General features: G+C 71.3%; 16 protein-coding genes. 6 read left to right on the forward strand and 10 right to left on the reverse strand.

The genetic code is table 11. The features are described from left to right. Positions 1-43: 43 nt before the first annotated feature. From NOO62_RS03955 to NOO62_RS03980, 6 genes are all read right to left on the reverse strand, one after another. Complete coding sequence (locus NOO62_RS03955) at positions 44-823, reverse strand: creatininase family protein (RefSeq protein WP_268769491.1); 780 nt, start codon at positions 821-823, stop codon at positions 44-46. A 1-nt stretch (position 824) separates the two neighbouring features. After that, entirely contained in the window at positions 825-1775 is a 951-nt protein-coding gene (locus NOO62_RS03960; protein ID WP_268769492.1) for a tRNA-dihydrouridine synthase, read from the reverse strand. Continuing rightward, positions 1772-2317, reverse strand: a complete 546-nt coding sequence (locus NOO62_RS03965; protein ID WP_268769493.1) for a nucleoside 2-deoxyribosyltransferase — start codon at positions 2315-2317, stop codon at positions 1772-1774. The genes NOO62_RS03960 and NOO62_RS03965 overlap by 4 nt, the downstream gene beginning before the upstream one ends. Continuing rightward, positions 2314-3774 carry an aldehyde dehydrogenase family protein gene (locus tag NOO62_RS03970; RefSeq protein WP_268769494.1) on the reverse strand — a complete coding sequence of 487 codons (1461 nt, stop codon included), beginning with the start codon at positions 3772-3774 and terminating at the stop codon, positions 2314-2316. The genes NOO62_RS03965 and NOO62_RS03970 overlap by 4 nt, the downstream gene beginning before the upstream one ends. A gap of 341 nt (positions 3775-4115) precedes the next feature. Next, a complete protein-coding gene (locus NOO62_RS03975; protein ID WP_268769495.1) occupies positions 4116-5537 on the reverse strand; it encodes a condensation domain-containing protein in 1422 nt (473 codons plus the stop codon). A gap of 381 nt (positions 5538-5918) precedes the next feature. Continuing rightward, positions 5919-6545, reverse strand: a complete 627-nt coding sequence (locus NOO62_RS03980; protein WP_268769496.1) for a response regulator transcription factor — start codon at positions 6543-6545, stop codon at positions 5919-5921. Between the two features lie 643 nt (positions 6546-7188). Here NOO62_RS03980 and NOO62_RS03985 point away from each other — a divergent pair. Genes NOO62_RS03985 through NOO62_RS03995 form a run of 3 tightly spaced genes read left to right on the forward strand, consistent with a single transcriptional unit; the run spans position 7189 to position 12447 of the window. Continuing rightward, positions 7189-9027 (forward strand): ABC transporter ATP-binding protein, encoded by a 1839-nt coding sequence (locus NOO62_RS03985; protein WP_268769497.1) that lies wholly within the window; start codon positions 7189-7191, stop codon positions 9025-9027. Further along, positions 9027-10922, forward strand: a complete 1896-nt coding sequence (locus NOO62_RS03990) for an ABC transporter ATP-binding protein (RefSeq protein ID WP_268769498.1) — start codon at positions 9027-9029, stop codon at positions 10920-10922. The genes NOO62_RS03985 and NOO62_RS03990 overlap by 1 nt, the downstream gene beginning before the upstream one ends. Further along, entirely contained in the window at positions 10906-12447 is a 1542-nt protein-coding gene (locus NOO62_RS03995) for a class I adenylate-forming enzyme family protein (protein WP_268769499.1), read from the forward strand. The genes NOO62_RS03990 and NOO62_RS03995 overlap by 17 nt, the downstream gene beginning before the upstream one ends. On the opposite strand, the gene NOO62_RS04000 is transcribed toward NOO62_RS03995, so the two are convergent. Further along, a complete protein-coding gene (locus NOO62_RS04000; RefSeq protein WP_414930760.1) occupies positions 12434-12853 on the reverse strand; it encodes an STAS domain-containing protein in 420 nt (139 codons plus the stop codon). The two genes, NOO62_RS03995 and NOO62_RS04000, sit on opposite strands and share 14 nt — an antisense overlap. Positions 12854-13003: 150 nt before the next feature. Here NOO62_RS04000 and NOO62_RS04005 point away from each other — a divergent pair, with 150 nt between their 5' ends. After that, positions 13004-13966, forward strand: a complete 963-nt coding sequence (locus tag NOO62_RS04005) for an aldo/keto reductase (RefSeq protein ID WP_268769500.1) — start codon at positions 13004-13006, stop codon at positions 13964-13966. 87 nt (positions 13967-14053) lie between these two features. After that, entirely contained in the window at positions 14054-14524 is a 471-nt protein-coding gene (locus NOO62_RS04010) for an MSMEG_6728 family protein (protein ID WP_268769501.1), read from the forward strand. Here the strand turns inward: NOO62_RS04010 and NOO62_RS04015 are convergent. Beyond that, positions 14488-17277: a molybdopterin-dependent oxidoreductase gene (locus NOO62_RS04015; RefSeq protein ID WP_268769502.1), complete on the reverse strand. Its 2790-nt coding sequence runs from the start codon at positions 17275-17277 to the stop codon at positions 14488-14490. The two genes, NOO62_RS04010 and NOO62_RS04015, sit on opposite strands and share 37 nt — an antisense overlap. Next, on the reverse strand, positions 17274-18098 hold the full coding sequence (locus NOO62_RS04020; RefSeq protein WP_268769503.1) for an FAD binding domain-containing protein: 825 nt from the start codon (positions 18096-18098) through the stop codon (positions 17274-17276). Before NOO62_RS04020 ends, NOO62_RS04015 begins: the two co-directional genes overlap by 4 nt. A 112-nt stretch (positions 18099-18210) precedes the next feature. Between NOO62_RS04020 and NOO62_RS04025 the strand changes: the two genes are divergently transcribed. Next, the gene (locus NOO62_RS04025) at positions 18211-18831 is read left to right on the forward strand and encodes a hypothetical protein (protein ID WP_268769504.1); all 621 of its coding nucleotides are present in this window, start codon (positions 18211-18213) and stop codon (positions 18829-18831) included. Between the two features lie 168 nt (positions 18832-18999). On the opposite strand, the gene NOO62_RS04030 is transcribed toward NOO62_RS04025, so the two are convergent. After that, positions 19000-20496 carry an alpha/beta hydrolase gene (locus NOO62_RS04030; protein WP_268769505.1) on the reverse strand — a complete coding sequence of 499 codons (1497 nt, stop codon included), beginning with the start codon at positions 20494-20496 and terminating at the stop codon, positions 19000-19002. Positions 20497-21231: the final 735 nt, after the last annotated feature.

Below are 21231 nucleotides of genomic sequence, written 5' to 3' on the forward strand. Positions count from 1 at the left end.
TTTCAGGTCTTCCGGTCTTTCAGGTCTTCGCTCAGTGATGTGTTCAGGAGTCCCGGGGCGGTTTGCCGAGGAGGTCCACGGCGCCGTCGACCAGGTGCCGGAACAGGCGCTCCCCCAGTTCCGCGGAGGCGCCGACGGCGGACGACAGCACCCCCTGGTCCGAGATCTCGTGCACGTCGACGGGGTGCCGGTAGACCCCCGCGGGCGGCGGCGCGTCGTGACTGGGGCGTGCCGCCCGGACGGTGTCGGGGCGGAGGTACATCATCAGGCTCGTCTCGGTCAGGCCCGCGTGCTCCGCGTGCCAGCCCGGGAAGTGCGGGATGTGCTCGCCGAGCCACTCCTCGGCGACCAGGCTCCACCAGCTGAAGGCGAGCACCTCGGTGTCCGGGAAGAGGGTGGCCTGGGCGCAGTCGTCGAGCGCCTCGAAGAGCAGGCCCTCGTTCTCGTAGTGCCCGTTGATGACGACGAGGCGGGCGGGCCCGAGGCGGGCGAGGGACGTCAGGCACTCCGTGAGGTAGTCGATGAACGTGCTGCCGCCGATGTGCACGGTGCCCGGGAAGTGCAGTCCGCCGCCGCTCTGCGGCAGCGACCTCGCCGAGAACGGCTGGCCGGGCAGCAGCAGACCGCCGGCCTCCGCGACCACCTGGCGGGCCAGGGCGTCCGGGATGTCCATGTCGACCGAGAGCGGGAGATGAGGGCCGTGCTGTTCGAGGCCGCCCACCGGCCACACCAGAGTGGCGCCGTCCATGGCCTGCCGCACTTCCGCGCTGGTCAGGTCGCCGTAGCGCGGTACGTCCGTGGCGCGTTGCCGTATCACGTTCACCTCATGCCTTCTTGATGCTGCGTCCCACCAGGTCCGCGACCGTGCCGCCGTGCGAGGCGAGCCAGTCGTCGAAGCCCTGGCGGATGGTGCGGAGCGTGGCGTGCATGTTGCGGTGCAGCACCGTGTAGACCTGCACGGCGTCGGCGCCGACGCTCAGGTACTCCGCCACGTCCGCGGCGTCGTTGACTCCGCCGCTCGCCATGACGGGCACGGTGAGGCCGTCGCGGCGCAGGCCGTAGATCTCGGCGAGCACGAGCGGTTTGATGCCGGGCCCCGAGTAGCCGAACGCTCCGCCCAGGCGCACCTCACCGGTGTCCGCGTCGACGGCGAGGCCGGAGATGGTGTCGCTCAGGGTGAGCGCGTCCGCGCCGGAGGCCGTGGCGGCGTCGATGCGCTCCCGCACCCGCTCCCCGATCGCCAGCTTGACGCTGAACGGCACCGAAGTGCGGCTCCGCACCGCCTCCGTGTACGCGGCGACGCGCTGGGGAGTGTCCTCCAGAGCGCCGTCCTCCTCGTTCAGGCACGAGATGCCGAGTTCGAGTGCGGTACTGCCCGCCTCGGTCACGCGCTCGGCCAGGTCGGCGAGTTCGGTCGGCGTGTCCGCGTGCACGGACGTGATCACCGGCAGTTCGTCGTCGGCGAACCGGCGCAGCATCGCGCACCAGTCGTCCACCGAACGGCGTGAGTACGTCGTGCTGTTGAGCATGCCGGTGGACAGGCGGAGCAGGCGTTCGTTGCCCGAAGGTCCCGGGCTCGGGTGGATGGTCTTGGTGACCACAGCTCCCGCGCCGCCCGCGAGGAGCCGGCGGATGTTGCGTTCCTGGTCGGTGAGCAGGCCGGAGCCCACGACGACGGGGGACTTCAGGCGCAGGCCGAGGACCTCCACCGGGGCCGCGGTGGCGGCGGTCTCGGGTGCCTCGGGCCGGTGCGTTCCGCCCTCGGCCGCCGTCACTGCGCCATCACTGCTTCCTGGCCCAGCTTCTCGAGCAGCCGGAGCAGATCGGTGGGGTCGGCCTGCGCCTCCACCAGGTCGACGACGGTGACGTCGGCGACGGACGGCAGGCCGCGCAGCAGGTGGCTCGCGTTGGGCGCCAAGGGCATCGGGGTGACGATGACGATGGGCTTGTTCAGGGCGGAGGCCCAGCCGAGTTCGACGTGGGTGCCGTCGGTGCGCATCAGTTCACCGGCCGCGTCCACGGGGAGCACCGGTACGAACACGTCGCAGCGGCGCATCCAGCCGATGTCGCGCACGCTGACCTGGTCCGGCGAGAACAGGGGCGTGTCGATGCCGAACTTCTCGGCCACGTGGGCGGAGAAGACCGTGCCGTGGGCGGCGGTGACGGCCTCGATGATGTCGCCGATCGCATGCTGCAACGGCTGGTGGAAGCCGTCGTCACGGATCGCGTGCTGGATGGGGCCGCCGACGAATACGTTGACTCCCGTCAGGTCGATGCCGTCCGTACCGTTGACGCGGACCACCGTGCTGTCACTCATGACGTCTCCCGATCTGCTTGGCGAAGGCGAAGCGCGCTGTGGTGCACTTTGAGCTGCGTGTACTCGTTCAGACCCCATGCGCCGTACTCGACGCCGAGCCCGGAGTGCCGGTGCCCGCCGAACGGCACGTCGTGCCGGAGGGCGCCGTGGGTGTTGATCCACACGGTTCCGCACGCGGGCCGCCCGGCCAGTTCCCGCGCCCGGTCCTCGTCGCCCCACAGGGAGCAGCCGAGCCCGTAGGGCGAGGCGTTGACCCGGGCGAAGACCTGCTCCAGGTCGTCGTAGGGGATGACGGGGATCACCGGGCCGAACTGCTCCTCCTCTTCGAGGCGGCTGCCGGGCGGCAGGTCGGTGACGACGGTGGGGGGATAGAAGTGGCCCGGCACGTCGAGGGCCCGGCCGCCGGCCAGGACGTCGGCTCCCGCCGCCACGGCATCGTCCACCAGGCTCGCGACCCACTCGAGCTGGGCGCGGTTGACGAGCGGACCGTACTCGGTGGCCGGATCGAGCCCGTCGCCCACGATCGCCGTCCTCGCCTTCTCCGCCAGGGCTTCGGCGAGTCGGCGGTACGTGGCACGGGGCGCGTAGATCCGCTTGACCGCGGCGCAGAACTGGCCGCTGTTGGTCATGGCCGCGGTGAACAGGTCCGGTGCGACGGACGAGACGTCGGTGCCGGACAGTACGACGGCGGGGTCGTTGCCGCCGAGTTCGAGGACGACCCGTTTCAGGTCGGCCGCGGCCTGCCGGGCGATGGCGCGGCCCGCGCCGACCGACCCGGTGAAGGACACCATCCGGACCGCGGGGTGGACGGTGAGCCGGGCGCCGAGCTCGACGTCGCCGTCCACGACCGCGAAGGTGCCCCGGGGCAGGACTTCACCGAGGACCCGGCCCATCATCAGGCTGGACAGTGGCGTGTCCGGGGACGGCTTGAGCACCACGGTGTTGCCGGCCAGGAGCGCCGGGGCGATCTTGCAGACGGCCAGCAGGACAGGGAAGTTGGACGGCGCGATCGCGGCGACCACGCCGTACGGCACGCGTTCCACGTCGACCCGTGCATCGGCCTCGTCGACCAGCTGCTCCGGCGCGAGCCCCAGCTCAGCGGTGCGGGCGAACCACTCGGCGGCCAGGCCGACTTCGGCCCTGGCGTGTTTCAGGGGCTTGCCCTGTTCCCGGGTGAGCAGTTCGGCCATCGGGTCCACCGCGCCGAGCAGGGCGCGGTGGCACGAGCGGAGCCGCTCGCGGCGTTCCGCCAAGGGGGTCGCCGCCCAGCCGGGGAAGGCGCGGGCCGCTTCGTCGAGCACGTCGTCGAGCTGTTCGGGCGTACATCCCGGGGCTTCGGCGAATGCCTCGCCGAGTGCCGGATTCTCGACCGGGGTCGGTCCGTACCGTACGGATCCGGGGGCGCCCGGGGGGAACTCGGCACGGGGGGAAGCGAGTTGATCAACAGATGAGGACATGGGTTCCCGTCACGAGGGGGTCGCGTAGGGGCGGTTGTCGACTGTCGACTGCTGAAGAGAGCGCGGTCCTGCGGGGAGGGAGGGGGAGGAGCGGTGCGGGGTGGGAGCGGCGGAGTGGTGGGAGGGGTGCGTCCCGCTGCCGGGACTCCGCGTCTTCCGTGACCTGCGTGACCTGGGGAACAGTCTTGCCGGGTCCCCGGTGATCGAACACCCCCACTTTGGGCTAGGGTCATCCGGCTACTCCGAACGCCCGGCGTCCGGGCATGCCGAGGCGCCGGCCGTCGGCGGATCGCAGCCGGACGGTCGGCGCGCTTCGATGCGGCCCTGTGTGGCCCCGGTCCCTACGTGTTGGCGGGCGTGGTCCCCCCGGTGATGCCCACGGCGGCGGCCGGATCTGGCTCTTCCCCGGCACTCTCGGCGTACTCGACCAGCAAACGCTCGATGTCGTAGAGGAACGAATGGACCTCGGACGGCGGGAGCGCCCGGTGGTCGGCGTTGAGCACCATGCGGATCCAGCCGGGGACCTCGTCGTCGATCACGATGAAGAAGGTCTCGCCCTCCTCGAACTCATCGGGAGCGACGACGGTGTCGGCCATCGCGGCCCGCAGCCCGCCGTCGGACACGGGATCGCCGTCCTCGGCCGCGTCGGGCAGCGCCTGTTCCTCCCGTACGTCGTTGAAGCAGTACGAGAGGTCGACGGGTGCGCCGGGCCCACGGGCCGAGGCGATCAGACGCGCCACGTCGTCGGGATCGTAGAGTCCGTTCGCGTACGCGGTCGTACACGCGGCGAGAGCCCCGCGCGCGACGTCCTCGTCACGGTCGCCCTCCAGGCCGATCGTCACCGGCACCTCCGAGTGCAGGTTGGCGACGGTCCCGCGCACGTCAGGGTCCGACCGGTTCGCCGTGAGCAGGCGCAGGGTGCACGACGACACCCCCGCGCGGCGGCCCAGGAGTTGCGCGACGACGGTCAGCAGCACGACGGACGTGCTCACCCGCCAGCGCCGGGCCAGGACAGGCACCGCGAGTGCCACGGCGCGGGAGCTCATGCCGGCGCTGTAGCGGACCGGGCCCGCGGGGCCGCCCCGGTCCGGGAACAGGGTCGTGGGCGCGCTGTCGAGCTGGCGGCACCAGTAGGCACGCGCGCGTGCTTGCAGGGCACGGCCCCGCGGTGAGTACTCCAACCGCGCCTGTTCGACGGGCTGTCGCGCGGGCACGGCGGGCGGCAGGGGCCGGCCGGCCGCACGCGCGTCATGGAGCCGGGTCATCTCGTCGGCCAGCATCCGCACCGACGTCAGGTCGACCGCGAGGTGGGACACACAGAACGCGGCGAGCACCGGAGCTCCGTCGACGACGGTCACCATGAACCGGATGAGCGGGGCCCGTGCCGGGTCGAAGGGAGTGTGCCGCATCCGGCGCTCCCACGCCTGACGCACACCGTCCGGGTCGTCGTGCGCCGCGAGAGCCCACACCTCGGCCTCGAACTCGTCGGCGTCCACCACTTGTTGTACGAGGAAACCGTCCTCGTCCCGGTGGAATCCGGTGCGGAGCGACTCGTGGCGCCCGAGCAGCTCGGCGAAGGCGTCGAGCAGGTCCTGTGCGGTGCCGCGGCCGGGCAGGGCCACCCAGTAGCACACGTCGTAGAAGGCGGCGTCGGGTAGTTGCTCCTGCATCAGGTTCCAGATGTGCCGCTGGGCGCAGGTGGCCGGCGCGGTGACCGCCCGTCGTCCAGCGAAGGGGATACGGTGCCGGACGAATTCGGCCACGGCTCGGTCCTTTCCAGCACGGTGAGGTGAGTTGGGACGCGCTGTTTCACGGTAACTCCGGCTTCGCGCGGGCGTCACCCGCGCTTTCGGGGCTGACCGTTCGGTCACCTCCGGACCGCTCGGGCTGCCCGATACGGCGCACCGAACGGCCGCCCAGTGGGGGCTTCCCACAACATTCGGGCACCGCGAGTATCGGGTGCATGCGAGTTATCCGACGCGTCGCGACGCACGGCATGCGGATTTCCGGATATCCGGGAAAGCCGGTACACGTGACGTAGGGCCTAACGGGCCCGACCCAGGGGCTTTCGGACCCGGCGTCGGGTCCTACAAAAAGAAGCGTCCCTGTCCGCCCGGTGGGACGGACAGGGACATGACGGCCCGTCAGGTGATCAGGCCGTTCTGTATGGCGGTGACCACTGCTGCCGTGCGGTTGGGCGCTCCGAGCTTGAGGAGCAGGCTGGCGACGATGCGTTTGACGCCGTGGCTCGAGATGCCGAGGCGCCTGGCTATCTGTTTGTTGCTCAGCCCCTCGGCGAGCAGCGGCAGCACTTCGTTCTCACGGCCGGTGAGGTTGCCGACGCGGCGCCGGCGCTGCTGTTCCGGCTCCCGGACGCGCTGCAGAAGCGCCCGGGTGACGGAGGTGGGCATGGGCACCTCGCCCGCCACTATCCCGTGGAGCGCGTCCTCGACCGCGGTGGCGGTCAACTCGTTCTCGACCAGGAATCCATCGGGTACCGAGGGAGCCGCGAGTATTTCTTCGGGAACCTCGGTGGTGGTGAGCAGCAGGAGAATCTTCGGACGGCGCCGCCGCGCGTCCACGAGCACGCCTCGATCCGGGCTGTAGTCCTTCTCATGCAGGAACAGCACGTCGACCTGGTTACTGCCTAAGGTTTCCTCCACCTCGCCCCAGTCACCGCAGTGTCTGACGTCCCTGACCACGGGAGCCGTCGACAGCGCGGCCCGCAGCCCGAGCTGCAGGAAACCGTTGCGCACGAGAGTGGTCACCACGAGCTGTTCTCCTGGAAACGGGGGGTGGCACAGCGCCTGACTCACTCGCATTCCTCCTCACTGTCGCCACGTGCCGTGCCGTGTCCGACGTGGGGGAATGACACCGCCCCGCGCCGTCCACCGGCAGGCCGCGGCCGGCTCACCACTGCGCACGCCCGCAATAGGTACGCAGTTGCAAGCGCTTTTCAGCACTGGACACTCATCACAGTACCCAGACGATTCAAGCGACTTCAACCATTCAACTTGACGCGACCCGTTCAGGCCGAGCGGCCCGAAAAAGACGTGCGCACACCACTCCCGCCGTTGATTTAATTTTCAACTCACAGCTATTCAGGTGGCCCGGAGGTGGACTTTCCTTTCGGGCTGAAAACCAGTAGCTTCCATGCCACGGCACGCCCCGACTCACCCACCGCCACCCCACGGCGCGCCGGGTGATCCGGTCACGCGGCCGCCTCCGGCGACACTCCCATTCCGGCCAGAACGAATTCACATTGGCGGCCGGAAAGCCCTGTGTGCCGCTCACCCACAAATTCGCTAAGTGATGGCCGAAAACCATGCGTCGCTGTCTTTTCCGGACCTCCGGACCTCCGGACCCCTCCGGGCCCGGGGACGCTACGGCCCCCTACACGGAGAAGGAGCGCCGATGACCGCCGAGACCATGGCGGGCGCCACGGCAGCCGAAGACACCGACGACACGGGCGACCGGCGGAGCGTCCCGCGCTGGCTGCTCGCACAGATGCGGCCCTTCAGGCCCTACATCGCCCTGTTCCTCCTTGGCAGCCTCGCCTGGCAGGCGCTGACCGCGGCGATCCCACTGGTCACCGGTCTGGCCTTCGACGCCGTTCTCGATCAGGACGACGGATCGCCCGACTTCGGTTCGTTCCACGCCATCGTCGGCGGACTGCTCGCACTCGTCGTCGTCCGGGCGCTGGGCGGCATCATGTCCACGTACAGCCTGGAGTCCTTCGCCAGCGGGCTCGAACGCAACGCCCGCGCCCAGGTCTTCGCCAGTCTGTTGCGCAAGAGCCAGGGCTACTTCAACCGGCGGCGGGTCGGTGACCTGTCCGCACGGGCCACCGGCGACGCGGAGTCGCTGAACCTGATGGTGTCGCCGGGCTTCGACCTGGCCGTCGACCTCGCGCTGAACATCCTGATGCCGATCGTGTTCATCGCCCTGGTCGACCCGAGGCTGCTGGTCTCCCCCGTCGTCTTCGTCCTGCTGTTCGCCGTGGCGCTGGCCGAACACGGGCGGCGCCTGGAGCCCGTGTCCGACGCGGCACGTGAGCGGTTCGGCGACATGACGGCCCAGGCGTCGGAGAGCATCGCCGGGATCGAGGTGGTGGGGTCGACCGGTGGCGCCGACCAGGAACGCGCCCGGTTCACCGACCTCGCCCGGGAGTACCGGGATGCCTCCGTACGCCAGATCCGCACCCAGGCGCTGGCCCTGTCCCCGCTGCTGCTGGCCCTCGCCACCGTCGGCGCCCTGGTGCACTCCGTGATCCTGCTGCGCGACGGTTCCCTGAGCATCGGTGAACTCGTCGCCGTCCTGGGGCTGATGGGCACCCTGCGCGCCCCCACCCAGCTGGCGTCCTTCAGCCTCGGGCTCATCTACCTCGGCATGGCGGGAGCGCAGCGCATCAAGGAGGTCGTCGACGACCCCGAGGGCGAGGACGAGCGGGGCGGCAGTCACACCGCGCCCGTCGTCGGCGAAGTCGCCATGGAGAACGTCACGTTCGGCTACGAACCCGGCAAGCCGGTGCTGCGCGACGTGTCGTTCCGGGTGACCCCGGGCACCACCGTCGCCATCGTCGGCGCCACGGGCAGCGGCAAGACCACCCTGCTGCACCTGCTGAACCGCACCTACACACCGGACGACGGGCGCGTCCTGATCGACGGTGTCGCCACCACGGACTGGGACATCGGGGCGCTGCGCTCGCGCACCTCCGTCATCGAGCAGGACGTGATGCTCTTCTCCCGCACCATCGCGGAGAACCTCAGCCTCGGTTCGGACAACGGCACCGACCGCTCCCGCATCGAGGCCGCGGCCCGCATCGCGCAGGCCCACGACTTCATCATGGCGACCGAGAACGGCTACGACACCGTCGTCGGCGAACGCGGCGCCACCCTCTCCGGCGGGCAGCGCCAACGGGTCGCCATCGCCCGCGCGTTGATCGCCGACCCGCGCATCCTCGCCGTGGACGACGCGACCAGTGCCGTCGACAGCGCCACCGAGTACGAGGTGCAGCGCGCCATGCGGCAGGCGTCGGACGGCCGCACCACGTTCCTCGTCACGCCCAGGCTGTCCCGCATCCGGGCGGCCGACCACATCCTCGTCCTGGACGCCGGCCGGATCGTCGACCAGGGCAGCCACGAACAGCTCCTGCGGGACTGTTCTCTCTACCGCAGGATCTTCGCGCCCTATCTGAGCACGCCGGCACCCGGCGGCCCCGATGCCGCGGGCGCCAAGGAGGAGAGCCACTGATGGCGCATCTGCTGGAGGGCCTCGACCCGGAGGGCTACGACCGCCGCTACGGCGACCGCGAGCTGGCCCGCCGTATCGCCCCGTACTTCCGCGGCAAGGGCCGCGCGGTGGTCTTCGTGACCGTCGCCGTGATCGTCGCCGCCACGGCGGGCAGCGCCGTGCCCCTGCTGCTGGCCCGCACCGTGGATTCGGCTCTGGAGGACGACGGCGACGGCCGCCTCGCGTGGCTGGTCGCGGCCATCCTCGTCGCCGGTATCGCCGCCTGGCTCCTGACCGTCCTTCAGGAGCGCGCGGCCGGAACCATGGCCGGCGATGTCGTGCTAAAGCTGAGGGAGCGGGCGTTCGCGGCGGCCATGCGCCAGGACATGGCGTTCCACGACGCGCACCCCACCGGTGTGGTCGTCAGCCGCGTCACCAACGACACCCAGGCGTTCGCGACGCTGATCACCCTGATGCTGAGCCTGCTCGGCCAGGTCCTGATGATCCTGATCCTGCTGACCGCCCTCTTCGTCATCAACGTGCCGCTGGCCCTGGTGACGGCCTTCGTGGCGGCGGTCATCGTCGCCGTCAGCCTCGCCTTCCGGCGCGCGGCCCGCAGCGCCTCGCTGCGCCAGCAGCAGGCCCTCGCCGAGGTCAACGGATACGTGCAGGAGACGCTGCGGGGCATCGCCGTGGCGCGCAACCACAGCCACCAGCAGTCCGCGCAGACCGGCCTCGACGAGGTCAACCACCGCTGGTTCAAGGCCAGCGTGCGGCTGAACCGCCTGTTCAGCGGCATCTTCCCGCTGCTGATCTCCCTCACGGGACTCGGTACGGTCGCGGTGGTCCTGGTCGGCGGGCACGGCGTCGACTCGGGCTCCGTGTCGGCGGGCGAATGGGTGCTGTTCCTGGAGGCCCTTGCACTGTTCTGGTCGCCGCTCACGAGCATCGCGTCCTTCTGGAGCCAGCTCCAGCAGGGCCTGGCCGCGGGCGAGCGGGTCTTCGCTCTCGTCGACCGCGAGTCGACGGTGCGGCAGCGCGACCGGATCCCGGTGCCGCGCCTGCGCGGTGAGATCACCCTGCGCGACATCCACTTCGGCTACGACGACGACCATCCCGTACTCGACAACGTGAGCCTCCATATCCCCGCGGGCCGCACCGTCGCACTCGTCGGCCACACCGGCGCCGGCAAGTCGAGCGTCGTACGGCTGATCATGCGCGCGTACGAGTTCCAGAAGGGCAGCATCGAGGTCGACGGCCTCGACGTGCGCACCCTGGACCTCGACCAGTACCGGCGCTGCCTCGGCGTCGTGACGCAGACGCCGTTCCTCTTCTCCGGGACGGTCGCGGAGAACATCGCCCGCGGCCGGCCGGGCGCCGGACGCGACGAGATCGAAGCCGCGGCGCGTGCGGTGGCGGGCGGCGACTGGCTGGAGCAGCTGTCGCAGGGGCTGGACACCCCCACCGACGAAGGCGGCCGGAATCTGTCGACCGGCCAGCGCCAGATCGTCTCGCTCGCCCGCGTCTTCCTCCAGGACGCGCCCGTCCTGATCCTCGACGAGGCCACCGCCAGCATCGACCCGTTGACGGAGGCACAGATCCAGGAGGGCTTGGAGGCGCTCGCCGCGGACCGCACGACGATCGTCGTCGCGCACCGCCTGCCCACGGTCCGCAAGGCGGACACGATCGTCGTCGTCGACGACGGCCGCATCATCGAGGAGGGCGACCACGCCACGCTGCTCGGCCGGGGCGGGGCGTACCGACGCCTGTACGACCGCTACTTCCGGCACCAGCAACCCGACCAAGACCCCGCAGACCCCGCAGACCCCGTGGAACCCGCAGACCCCGCGCACCCCGAGGTCCTCGCGAACCCCGCCGACCGAGAGGAGAGCGTGGTCGATGGCCACCGCGTCTGAGAGCAGGACCGACGGGCCCGCCCGGCCCGCCCCGGCAACCCTCCACGAGCTGCTCGGCACCGCCGCCCGAGCCCGCCCCCACGCCGTCGCCGTACGCGGCGAGGACGCCGTCCTGACCTACGGCGAGCTGCACGACAAGGTGCGGGCCACCGCGCGCCGCTTCACCGCTCTGGGCGTCACCGAACACGGCACGGCGGGGCTGCTCCTGGAGAACACCCCGGACTCGGTCGTCGCGCTCCTCGCGGCGGCCCGTCTCGGGCTGCGCGTCGTCCCCCTGGAACCCGGCACCCCGCGCTCCCAACTCGTGGCGGCGTGCGAGAAGTTGGGCCCACTGTCCGTCGTAGGGCATGCCGCGCGGCTCGCCGCACTGGACGGCGCGAACGACCCGGACCCGCTCGACTGCGCGCTCGTCCCCGTGGAGGACCCGGGAGGCGACGCACCCTCCGGGGATGCCGAGAGCGACGACGTCACCGCGCCCGACGCCCCCTTCCTCCACCAGTACACGTCCGGCTCGACCGGAGAGCCCAAGGTCGCCGTCCACACGCAGCGCAACCTCGTCAACGGCGGCGACATCTACGCCCGTTCCTACGGGATCACCGAGGACGACCGCATCCTGGCCGCCGTCCCCCTGCTGCACTCCTTCGGCCTGGTGGCCGGACTGGTCACCGCTCTGCGCGCCGGGGCGGAACTCGTCCTGCTCGGCCGCTTCACCCCCGCGCGGCTCCTGCGCGCCCTGGACGAGCACGCCTGCACGGTCCTGGTCGCCGCTCCCATGGCCTACGAGCTGACGACGCGCGCGGCCGGCGCGACCTCGTCCGTGCCGCGCGCCCTCCGCCTGTGCCTGTCCTCGGGGGCCGCCCTGCCTGCTGCCGTGGCGCAGCGGGCCAAGGAGCGGCTCGGTCTGGACATCCAGCAGGTCTACGGCTGCACGGAGGCGGGGGTCATCGCCGCGCGACGCCCGGAGGACGGCGCCGGGGCCGACCTCGGCGTGGGCCGTCCCATGCCCGGCGTGCGGGTCCGTGTCGTCGACGAGCGGGGGGACGAGGTGCCGCACGGCGAGGAGGGGGCGCTGCTGGTACGGACACCCGCGATGTTCACGCACTACCTCGGGCACGCCGACGCCACCCGGCGGGCCTTCGCCGACGGCTGGTACCTGACCGGTGACGTGGCCCGCCTCGGCCCCGAGGGCCATCTGCACCTGGTGGGGCGCAAGGACTCCTTCATCAACGTGGGCGGCAAGAAGGTGAACCCCCTCGAAGTGGAGCAGGTCCTGCTGGCCCACCCCTCGGTCGTCGAGGCCGTGGTCCGGGGCGAGACGACCGACGACGGCGGCGAGCGCGTACGGGCCTCCGTGGTGGCGCGGCCCCCGCTGTCCTCGACGGAGCTGACGTCGCACTGCCGCGCCCGGCTCCTGCCCCATCAGGTCCCCGCCGAGGTCGACTTCGTCGCCTCACTGCCGAAGAGTCCGATGGGCAAGGTCCGGCGCGCCGCGGTGCGCGCCGCCCCTGCCGTCAGGCGGTCCTAGCCTGTTCGAGAGTGGGGTGACAGGGGATCACGGCGTCGAGGCCGATGAGCTGGATGACGCGCAGCACGGACTCGCGGGGAGCGGCGATGCGCAGCCATCCCTGCGCGTCCTTGACGGTGTGGTGCGCGGCGATGAAGACGTTGATGCCGCTGGAGTCCATGAAGGTGACGTCGCTGAGGTCGACCACGGTCCGCGGCGGCGGCCCGCCGTCCTCGGGGATCAGGGCCTGGCTGAACTCGTCCTTGACGGCGTGGTCGATCTCGCCGTGCAGAGCGACGATGCGGACACCGTCGACCGCGGAGCGCACGACGGAAAGCCTGCCGTGCCGCGTCTGCCTGAACTGCTGGCTCTGCCTGGTCTGCTGGCTCTGCCTGCCGTATCGGCCGGGGTTCGGGGTGTCGGCCACAGTCTCCTCGACGATGCCTGGGTCGTTCCGTGTTCGGTCGTGCCGGACCGAGTCTGCCCCATTTGCACCGGCCGATGCGGGGAATCCGGATGAAGTCCCTCCTACGGGTATCCGTACCCGCAGAATGACGTGCATGAGGGAAGGCGACGTATGACTGCGCAGACCGACGTGACCTCAGGACGGCCGCTGTACGGGTGCATGGGGCTCGGCGGCACCTGGGACGACGCCCCGTACACCGCTGCGGACATCGGCCACGCCGAAGCCGCCGTGGAGGCGGCGCTGGACATCGGCATCACGGCGTTCGACCACGCCGACATCTACCGGCGCGGCAAGTCGGAGGCCGTCTTCGGCGAACTCCTCGCCCGAGCGCCCGGGCTGCGGGAGCGGATCGTCCTGCAGACCAAGTGCGGCATCCGACAGGCCGACGGGCACCACCCCGGCATGTACGACCTGCGGTCCCAGCACGTCGTCCGGTGCGTCGAGGAGAGCCTCACCCGTCTGCGCACCGACGTGATCGACGTACTGCTGCTGCACCGTCCCGATCCGCTGGCCGACCCGCAGGACACCGCGAAGGCGCTCACCTCGCTGCACGGGCAGGGGCTCGTGCGCCGCTTCGGCGTGTCCAACATGAGCGCCGCGCAGATCCAGCAGCTCCAGGCGTATCTCGACGTCCCGCTGGTCGCCGACCAGTTGGAGATGAGCCTCGGCAGCCGGGACTGGGTCGAGGCGGGCGTCCTCGTGAACACCGCGGCAGCGGCGGAGAACGGCTTCCCGCACGGGACCGTCGAGTACTGCCGGGCCCGCGGCATGCAGGTGCAGGCGTGGGGTGCCCTCGCCCAGGGCCGCTACACCGGCCCCTCGAACGCGGCCGGCCCCCTGGACGCACCGGCCGCCGAGCTCGTCGCCGAACTCGCCGAGCGCAAGGGGACGACGCCGGAGACGATCCTGCTGTGGTGGCTACAGCGCCACCCGGCACACATCGCCCCGGTCATCGGCACGAGCCGTCCCGAGCGCATCCTCGCCTGCCGTGACGCCGTCGTCCGGGAACCCGAACTCACCCACGAGGATTGGTACGGCCTGTGGGTCGCCGCCCGCGGCGCCCCCCTGCCCTGACCGCCGCGCAGCGGGAGCGGGTGGGCGGGAGCGGGCGGGCGGCGGCGGGAGCGGGTGGGATCGCGGCCGCCGCGGTAGGGATGCACCGTGCAGACCTTCCTCCCGTACCCCGAATTCACCCGGTCCGCCGCGGCCCTCGACCAGGCCCGCCTGGGCAAACAGCGCGTCGAGGCCCTCCAAGTGCTGCGCGGCCTGACCGTGCCCGGCTACGGCTGGCGGCACCACCCCGCGGTCCGCATGTGGACCGGCTACGAAGAGGCCCTCGTCCGCTACGGCCTCGACGTGTGCGCGGTGTGGGTGGCGGAGGGCCGCACCGACACCTGCGCCACCACCCTGGTCACCGACTTCACCCAGCACCGTCCGGGCACCCCCGTACGTGCCCAGGAAGAGCTCGCCGACGAGGGCGAGCTGCCGCCCTGGCTCGGCGACCCGGCGTTCCACCGCAGCCACCAGTCGGCGCTGGTGCGCAAGGCGCCGGAGGTCTACGCCCCGCTCTTCCCCGGCGTCCCCGACGACCTGCCCTACCTGTGGCCGTCCTCCGACCGGTCCGCCGCGTAGTCCACCGCCCCCTGCCGGTCCATGGCCAGCCAGACGCGGTCCCGGGTGATCGGTGTCTCGGTGAACCGGATGCCGGTGGCGTCGCGCAGGGCGTTGGCGAAGGCGGGGGCCACCGGGTTGAAGGGGCTCTCGCTCATCGACTTGGCTCCGAGCGGGCCGATCGCGTCGGTCGTCGCCGCGAAGTGGACCTCGGTGCGCGGCACGTCGGCGAAGTGCGGGAGGCGGTAGCGGCGGAGGGCGGCCGTGGTGACCTCGCCGCGCCCGTCGAGCCGTACGGCCTCGAAGAGCGTGGCGCCCAGCGCCTGGGCGACCGCGCCCTCGACCTGTCCGCGGCACTGCAGGGGGTTCAGGACCCGGCCCGCGTCCGCGGCGTGCACGCTGCGCAGGATGCGCAGCTCGCCGGTGTCCGGGTCGACGGCGATCCGGAACCACTGAACGTTGAAGGCGACGGAGCGGGGGCTGCCGTCCCAGTGCCCCTCCCCCGCCAGCTCCCCCTGGGCTCCCTCAGCACGGGCCGCCTCGTACAGCGCTGTCAGCGGGACGCCGCGCCCCGCGCAGTCGACCGCGTCCGCACCGAGCGCGCAGCGGTGGCGGGCCGCCCCCGTGTGCCGTGCCGCGAGAACCTCGATGCGCCCGGCCAGGGCCTCCGCGGCGAGCAGGACCGCCTTGCCGGCGACGACCGTACCGGCCGAACCGAAGACGCCGGTGTCGTGAGGAACGAGGTCGGTGTCCGACTGGCGTACGCCGATGCGGTCCACGGTCGTACCGAGGGCCGTGACGGCGATCTGTCCGTGGACGGTGGTGGTGCCGTTGCCGAGTTCCGCCGTGCCGACGGCCACGTCGTACGTCCCGTCGGCGAGGAGGCGGACGCGCGCGTCGGCGTGGTGCCCGCCGGGCAGCCCGGTGGCGATCATCGAGACCGCCGCGCCCTGGCCGGTCAGCCATCCCTCCGGCACATCGTCGACGCTCGGGTCGTCCGCGACGGCATCACGGACGACCGCCAGACACTGGTCGAGACCGTACGAGCCGATGTGCAGGTCCTCGTCCTCGCCGGTCGGCCCGGTCAGCCGGTCGTCGGGGCCGATGAGGTTCCGCTCGCGGAAGTCGAGCGGGTCCATGCCGAGGCGGCGTGCCGTCTCGTCCATGGCGGACTCGACGGCGAAGGTGACCTGCCCCAGGCCGTACCCGCGGAAGGAGCCCGAGGGAACACTGTTGGTGTAGACGGCGTAGGCGTCGACCTTCTTGTGCGGCGCCCGGTAGAGGGCGAACGGTTCCGTGACGCTGTGGAGCAGCACGGCGGGCCCGTGGTTGCCGTACGCGCCGGTGTCGGAGACCACGCGCATCTGGAGGGCGGTGAGGCTGCCGTCGGCGCGGGCGCCGACCTTGACGCGGATCGTGAACGGGTGCCGGGTGGTGGCGCCGTGGAACTGCTCGGCGCGGGTGTACTCGAGCTTGACGGGGCGGCGCAGCCTGAGCGCGGCGAGGACGACGACGTCCTCGGTCAGCATCTCCTGCTTGCCGCCGAAGCCGCCGCCGACCCGCCCCGTGACGACGCGGACGGCGTCCTCCGGAAGGCCGTACAGGGCGCACAGGGCGCGGCGGGTCAGGAAGGGGGTCTGAGTGCTGGAACGAACGGTGAGGCGCTCCGTCCCGCGCTCCTCCCCGCCCTCCCCTTCGAAGGAGGCGAGGCAGCCGTGCGTCTCCAGGCTCGCGTGCTGGACGCGCTGGGTGCGGTAGGTGCCCTCGTGGACGACCGCGGCCTCGGCGAACCCGTCGTCGACGCTGCCCGTCTCCGCGTGCACCTCGCCGGCCACGTTGTTCTCGATGCGGGCGATCCGTGCCTCCGGCCCCTTCCCGGCGTGGATGACGGGAGCGCCCGTGCGCATCGCCTCCTCCGGGTCGGTGACGTAGGGCAGTTGCTCGTACGTCACGTCGATGTGCCGGCAGGCTTCCTCCGCCGCCTGCTCGCTGTCGGCGACGACGGCGGCGACGCGCTGGCCGACGTACCGGACGACGTCGTCCAGGACGCGGGTGTCGGCCGGGTCGTCGGTGGGGTCCTCGTGGCGGGCGCTGGAGTACAGCGTCGCGGGGGCGTCCTCGTGGGTGAGCACGGCGTGCACGCCGGGGACGCGGAGCGCCGCTGAGCTGTCGACGGCGACGACGCGGGCGTGCGGGTGCGGGGAGCGGAGCAGCTTCATGTGGAGCAGCCCGGGCACCTCGACGTCGAAGGTGTACCGGGCGGTGCCGGTGACGATGTCGTGGCCGGCGGGGGCGCCGGTGCTCGCGCCGACGGCCTGCCCGGCCCGAGGGGTCTCGGTGTGCCGCACACCGCGGACGGCGTCCTCGATGGCGCGGTATCCGGTGCAGCGACAGATGTTGCCTTTGAGGAGGTGCGGCAGGTCGTCCAGCGCGCCCTCGATGGCGACGGTGGTCATGAGGAACCCGGCGGTGCAGAACCCGCACTGAAAACCTTGAGCATCGAGGAAGTCCTGCTGTACGGGGTGGAGTTCACCGTCCTCGGAGGCCAGGCCCTCCACCGTGGTGACGGACCGCCCCCGAGCCCGCACCGCGGGATAGAGGCAGCTGTGCACGGGCTCGCCGTCCACATGGACCGTGCAGGCGCCGCAGTCGCCCGCGTCGCACCCCTTCTTCACTCCGAACCAGCCGTGTTCGCGCAGATAGGTACGCAGACACTGGCCGGGCCGCGGCTCGGCGTCGTACGCCTGCTCGTTGATCCGAACCGAGAAGGTCATCGCGCACCCTTCTGGGTGAGTTCACGGCGGATCTGCTCGGCGAGGCGGAGGGTCATGTGCCGCCGCCACTCGGGCAGCCCGTGGATGTCGTCGAACCAGTCGGAGTCGGCGACGGCCGAGACGATCGCCTCGTGCAACTCTCCCTGAGCCGGGGGCTGCGGGAACGACAGCCGGAACGGCCGACGGGTCGCGGCCGTGATGGTCAGGGCCAGCGAACCGTCCGCCGGATCGATCGTCCCGATGAGCAGAGCGCCGGAACGCCCGAGGCGGTACAGCGACACTTGCCGGAACGCCGTACGGCATCGCAGGGCGCGGCCGGACACGGTCACCGAGCGCAGCAGCTCACCTTCGGCGAGGTCGTTGCTGCCGTCCCCGGTGACGAGGTCCACCGTGCGCACGTTCCTATGCGAACCGTCCTGGGCCCGCAGTGAGCACGCGCCGTCGAGGGCGGCGGTGAGGGAGATCATCGGCCCGGCGGGCAGGGCATGGCAGAGGTTCCCGCCGACGGTCGCCATGTTCCAGATCTTGAACGAGGCGAGGAAGGCGCGGCAGCACTGTTCGAAGAGAGGGGCGGCCGGCGCGTCGAGCGTCCGCCCGAACCGGGAGAGCTGCGCGATCGTGCAGGTGGCGGAGATCCGTACCCCGCCGTCCGGCAGCGTACGGAGCGGCTCCCAGCCCATCCGGCTCAGATCCACCAGGCGCCGCAGCCGCGGCTGGGGTTCGGAGAAGAGGTACGTTCCGCCGCCGAGCCACGCGTCGCCCGGCTGCCAGGGCCCGCGACGCCGGGCGTCGCACACGTCGAGAACCGTGTTCAGATCCATGTCTCCCACCGCGTCGTAGCATCCCCCCTTGATTCAACGCGCCCTGCGCAGAGGGGATGTGCGCCGCCGCGCCCATTTGCCAGAAGCCGCGCACGGTCACAACAATGATCGAATGACAAACAGGGGGCGCATGCTCAAGATCACCGCCGCGCTGACGCTGTCGACACTCGCGCTGACCGGCTTCACGACGGGCCGGGGCCACGGCGGCGGCAGCCGTCACAGCGACGGGGGCGGCGGAGGCGGCGGCTGCAGCAACTCGAGCCAGGACCACGACAGTTCGTCGTCGAACAGCTCGGGAACGTCCGGATCGTCGACGTCCGGTTCGGGCTACGACGACGATGACGACATGTACGGCAGCGGCGACAGCAGCAGCGACAGGGACAGTGGCGGCACGCGCAGGCGACTGCCGACCAACGACTCCACGGAATCGAGCTCTTCCGGTTCAGGGGGCAAGCGCACGGAGGACGCGACGGCGAAGCTGGTGCGCTGCGCGACGAAGGCGGCCCCGTACGCGACGGTCAAGGTCACGAACAAGAACGACAAGGCGGGCCGATTCTGGGTCTCGGTCACGTTCGTGGACGCCGACGGCATCACGGTCGTGTCGCAGTCCGAGAAGGTGAAGGTCCCCGGAAACGGCAAGACGACGGCCCGGGTGGAGGTCGGCGGCAGCGGTCTTGCCCATTTGGTGGAGCACTGCGAGGTGGATCCGCAGGCGCAGCCGGTTTCCGCCTGAAGGGTTGGTGGCGCTCCGCCCACTGCCCTTTCGACCTGGGGCGCTTCTCCCCTCAGAATCCGATCGGTAGCCGAGGACGTGCCGAGTGCAGCGGTGGCGCCGCTGCACTCGGCGCTCGATCGGACATCAGCGGCGCGGCTCGATCTTCAGTACCGCCGTCCCGGTACCTCAAGCTCGGGCGCACGAGGTGTCGTGCGCCGGACGCTGCCCCGTGGCCAGGAAGCGGGACACCGTCCGATCGCCGCACGCGTTTCCGTTGGCGAGGTAGGCGTCGTGACCGGTGGCGTCGACCGTCACCATGACGGCACGGCGGCCGAGCGCCTCACGCAGCTTCAGGGCGCCGCTCAGCGGGGTGTTGGGGTCGCGCTCGTTCTGGACGAGGAGGATGTTGGACGGGCCCCGGTCGGTGATGCGTGTGGCCTGCTTCGCCCGGTAGGGCCAGGCGGCGCAGAGCATCGCGTTCCTGGGCATGCCGGCGGTCAGCGGATACTTGGCGCGGCTCTCGGTGACGCCCTTCTGGTACGCGGCAGGTGACGTGGGCCACGCGACGTCGTTGCAGAGGGTCGCGGAGCCGACGGCGACGGCGTTCTGGACCGGCTTCTCGGGCGGGGCCGGGGGCGCGGGCGGCAGGTCACCCTTCAGGGCGCCGCGCATCAGGCGGGCGAGGCCGGGGAAGTCGTCGGGATCGTCCATCGCGTTGAGCATGGTCTGCCGCAGCACATCGCCGTTCAGTACGGCCGGGTTGGCGTCGGGCCAGGGGATCGGTTCGCGGTCCAGGCGGGCGGCGAGGCGGAGGAAGAGCGGACGTACCTCGACCGCCGTCTCCGCGATGCGGTCCTCGTTCTCCGGCGCGGAGGCCCACTCGGCAAACTCCGGAAAGGTGTCCTCGACACCCCGCTCGTGCGCCGCAAGCCAACCGCGGCCGACCCGGCGGGGGTCGGGATCGTCGTTGCTGTCGAGCACGATCCGATCGGTGCGGTGCGGGAACAGCTGGCTGTAGACGGCGCCCACGTACGTTCCGTACGAGACGGCCCAGGCCGAGAGTCTCTCCTCGCCGAGCGCGGCCCGGATGCGGTCGATGTCGCGGGCGTTGTCGGTCGTGCTGATGTGGCGGATGAGTTCACCGCCGTTGCGTGCGCAGGCGTCGGAGAGGCGTTTCGCCGTGACCATGTTCTCGGTTACGGAACCATCGGGGGCGGGCCAGGGGCGCAGGGCGGACGGCGCGAGGTCGGCGGGTTCGAGGCCGCAGTCGACCGGCGTGGAGCGGCTGAGGCCGCGGGGTTCGAAGCCGATCAGGTCGTAGGCGTCCCGCACGCTCTGCGGCAGCTTCTGCCCCTTGCCGGAGGGGTCGTCGATGCTGGATCCGCCGGGCCCGCCGGGGATCAGGAACAGGGCGCCCCGGCGGGCCCCGGGCTTCTCGCTGGGTATGCGGGAGACCGCGATCTCGATCTCCTTGCCTTCGGGGTGGGCGTGGTCCATCGGCACGGCGAGCGTCGCGCACTCCTGGCGCGTGCCCGCCCCCCGGCCCTCGCACGTCGTCCAGTCGAGCGTCGCGGTCGCGGTCGCAGGAGCAGTCGGCGCGGTGGACGCGGTGGCCGGCCCGGTGAGGGTGAGGACCGCGGCGGAGGCGGTGAGCAGGACGGTGTTCCGCTTGATCTTCGTCATACGGAGGATCTTCGCCGTCGGGGCGGGGTGGCCACATCCTCCCAACTGGCCGTCACAATTGGGGGTTTACCCTGACCTGCCACCTAAGGGCCGTGAGGGGGCGCCCAGAAAGGCTTCTCGCCCACGGATGCAAGCCCCCGCGCTGTATCGCGGCCGCCCACGCCGCAGGCGCGACCGTCAGCCTCAGGCGCTCGCGATGTCAGACCCGCGTGCGAGCGTGATGTGTGCAGTGCCTGCGACGCGATATGGGAGGGCTGGTGTGGCAGCGATGAGTGATGGCTGGGCCGGTATGGGCTGGGACTGGACCAATGTCGACGACGTGCGTCGGCGCCTCGACGAGGGTGCAGACCCGGAGAAATGGGGCGGAGGTGTGCCCCTGCATCGTGCAGCGGTGTTCGGGTCTCCGGAGGTCGTCGCCGAACTGGCCGGTCGGGTCGCGGATGTGGACGTACTGGAGCACGGCGTGACGGCACTCTGGGAGGCCGTCGTGGCCAAGAAGCCGGAGAACGCACGAGCGCTCGCCGATGCCGGGGCTGATCCTTGGCGGCCTGCTCTCGGTGGCTGGTCGCCGGGACGACTGAGCCTGGCCGGGCCCACGCCGGACCTGTTCCAGGTGCCGGAGGGAGTGCGCCTGACCCACGCGGAACGTGCAGCGGCGGACGAGGCCGCGCGCCTCACCTCGGCACTGGGCACCTTTCACTACGACGGAACGGGGTTGGCCTGCGTGGCCGGCAT

This window comes from Streptomyces sp. Je 1-369, from assembly GCF_026810505.1.
GTDB lineage: Bacteria > Actinomycetota > Actinomycetes > Streptomycetales > Streptomycetaceae > Streptomyces.

Coding starts and splice junctions, on each gene's coding strand:
- NOO62_RS03965 (WP_268769493.1), bottom strand. CDS start 2,317: ATGAGTGACAGCACGGTGGTCCGCGTCAACGGTACGGACGGCATCGAC.
- NOO62_RS03970 (WP_268769494.1), bottom strand. CDS start 3,774: ATGTCCTCATCTGTTGATCAACTCGCTTCCCCCCGTGCCGAGTTCCCC.
- NOO62_RS03985 (WP_268769497.1), top strand. CDS start 7,189: ATGACCGCCGAGACCATGGCGGGCGCCACGGCAGCCGAAGACACCGAC.
- NOO62_RS03990 (WP_268769498.1), top strand. CDS start 9,027: ATGGCGCATCTGCTGGAGGGCCTCGACCCGGAGGGCTACGACCGCCGC.
- NOO62_RS03995 (WP_268769499.1), top strand. CDS start 10,906: ATGGCCACCGCGTCTGAGAGCAGGACCGACGGGCCCGCCCGGCCCGCC.
- NOO62_RS04005 (WP_268769500.1), top strand. CDS start 13,004: ATGACTGCGCAGACCGACGTGACCTCAGGACGGCCGCTGTACGGGTGC.
- NOO62_RS04015 (WP_268769502.1), bottom strand. CDS start 17,277: ATGACCTTCTCGGTTCGGATCAACGAGCAGGCGTACGACGCCGAGCCG.
- NOO62_RS04020 (WP_268769503.1), bottom strand. CDS start 18,098: ATGGATCTGAACACGGTTCTCGACGTGTGCGACGCCCGGCGTCGCGGG.
- NOO62_RS04025 (WP_268769504.1), top strand. CDS start 18,211: ATGACAAACAGGGGGCGCATGCTCAAGATCACCGCCGCGCTGACGCTG.
- NOO62_RS04030 (WP_268769505.1), bottom strand. CDS start 20,496: ATGACGAAGATCAAGCGGAACACCGTCCTGCTCACCGCCTCCGCCGCG.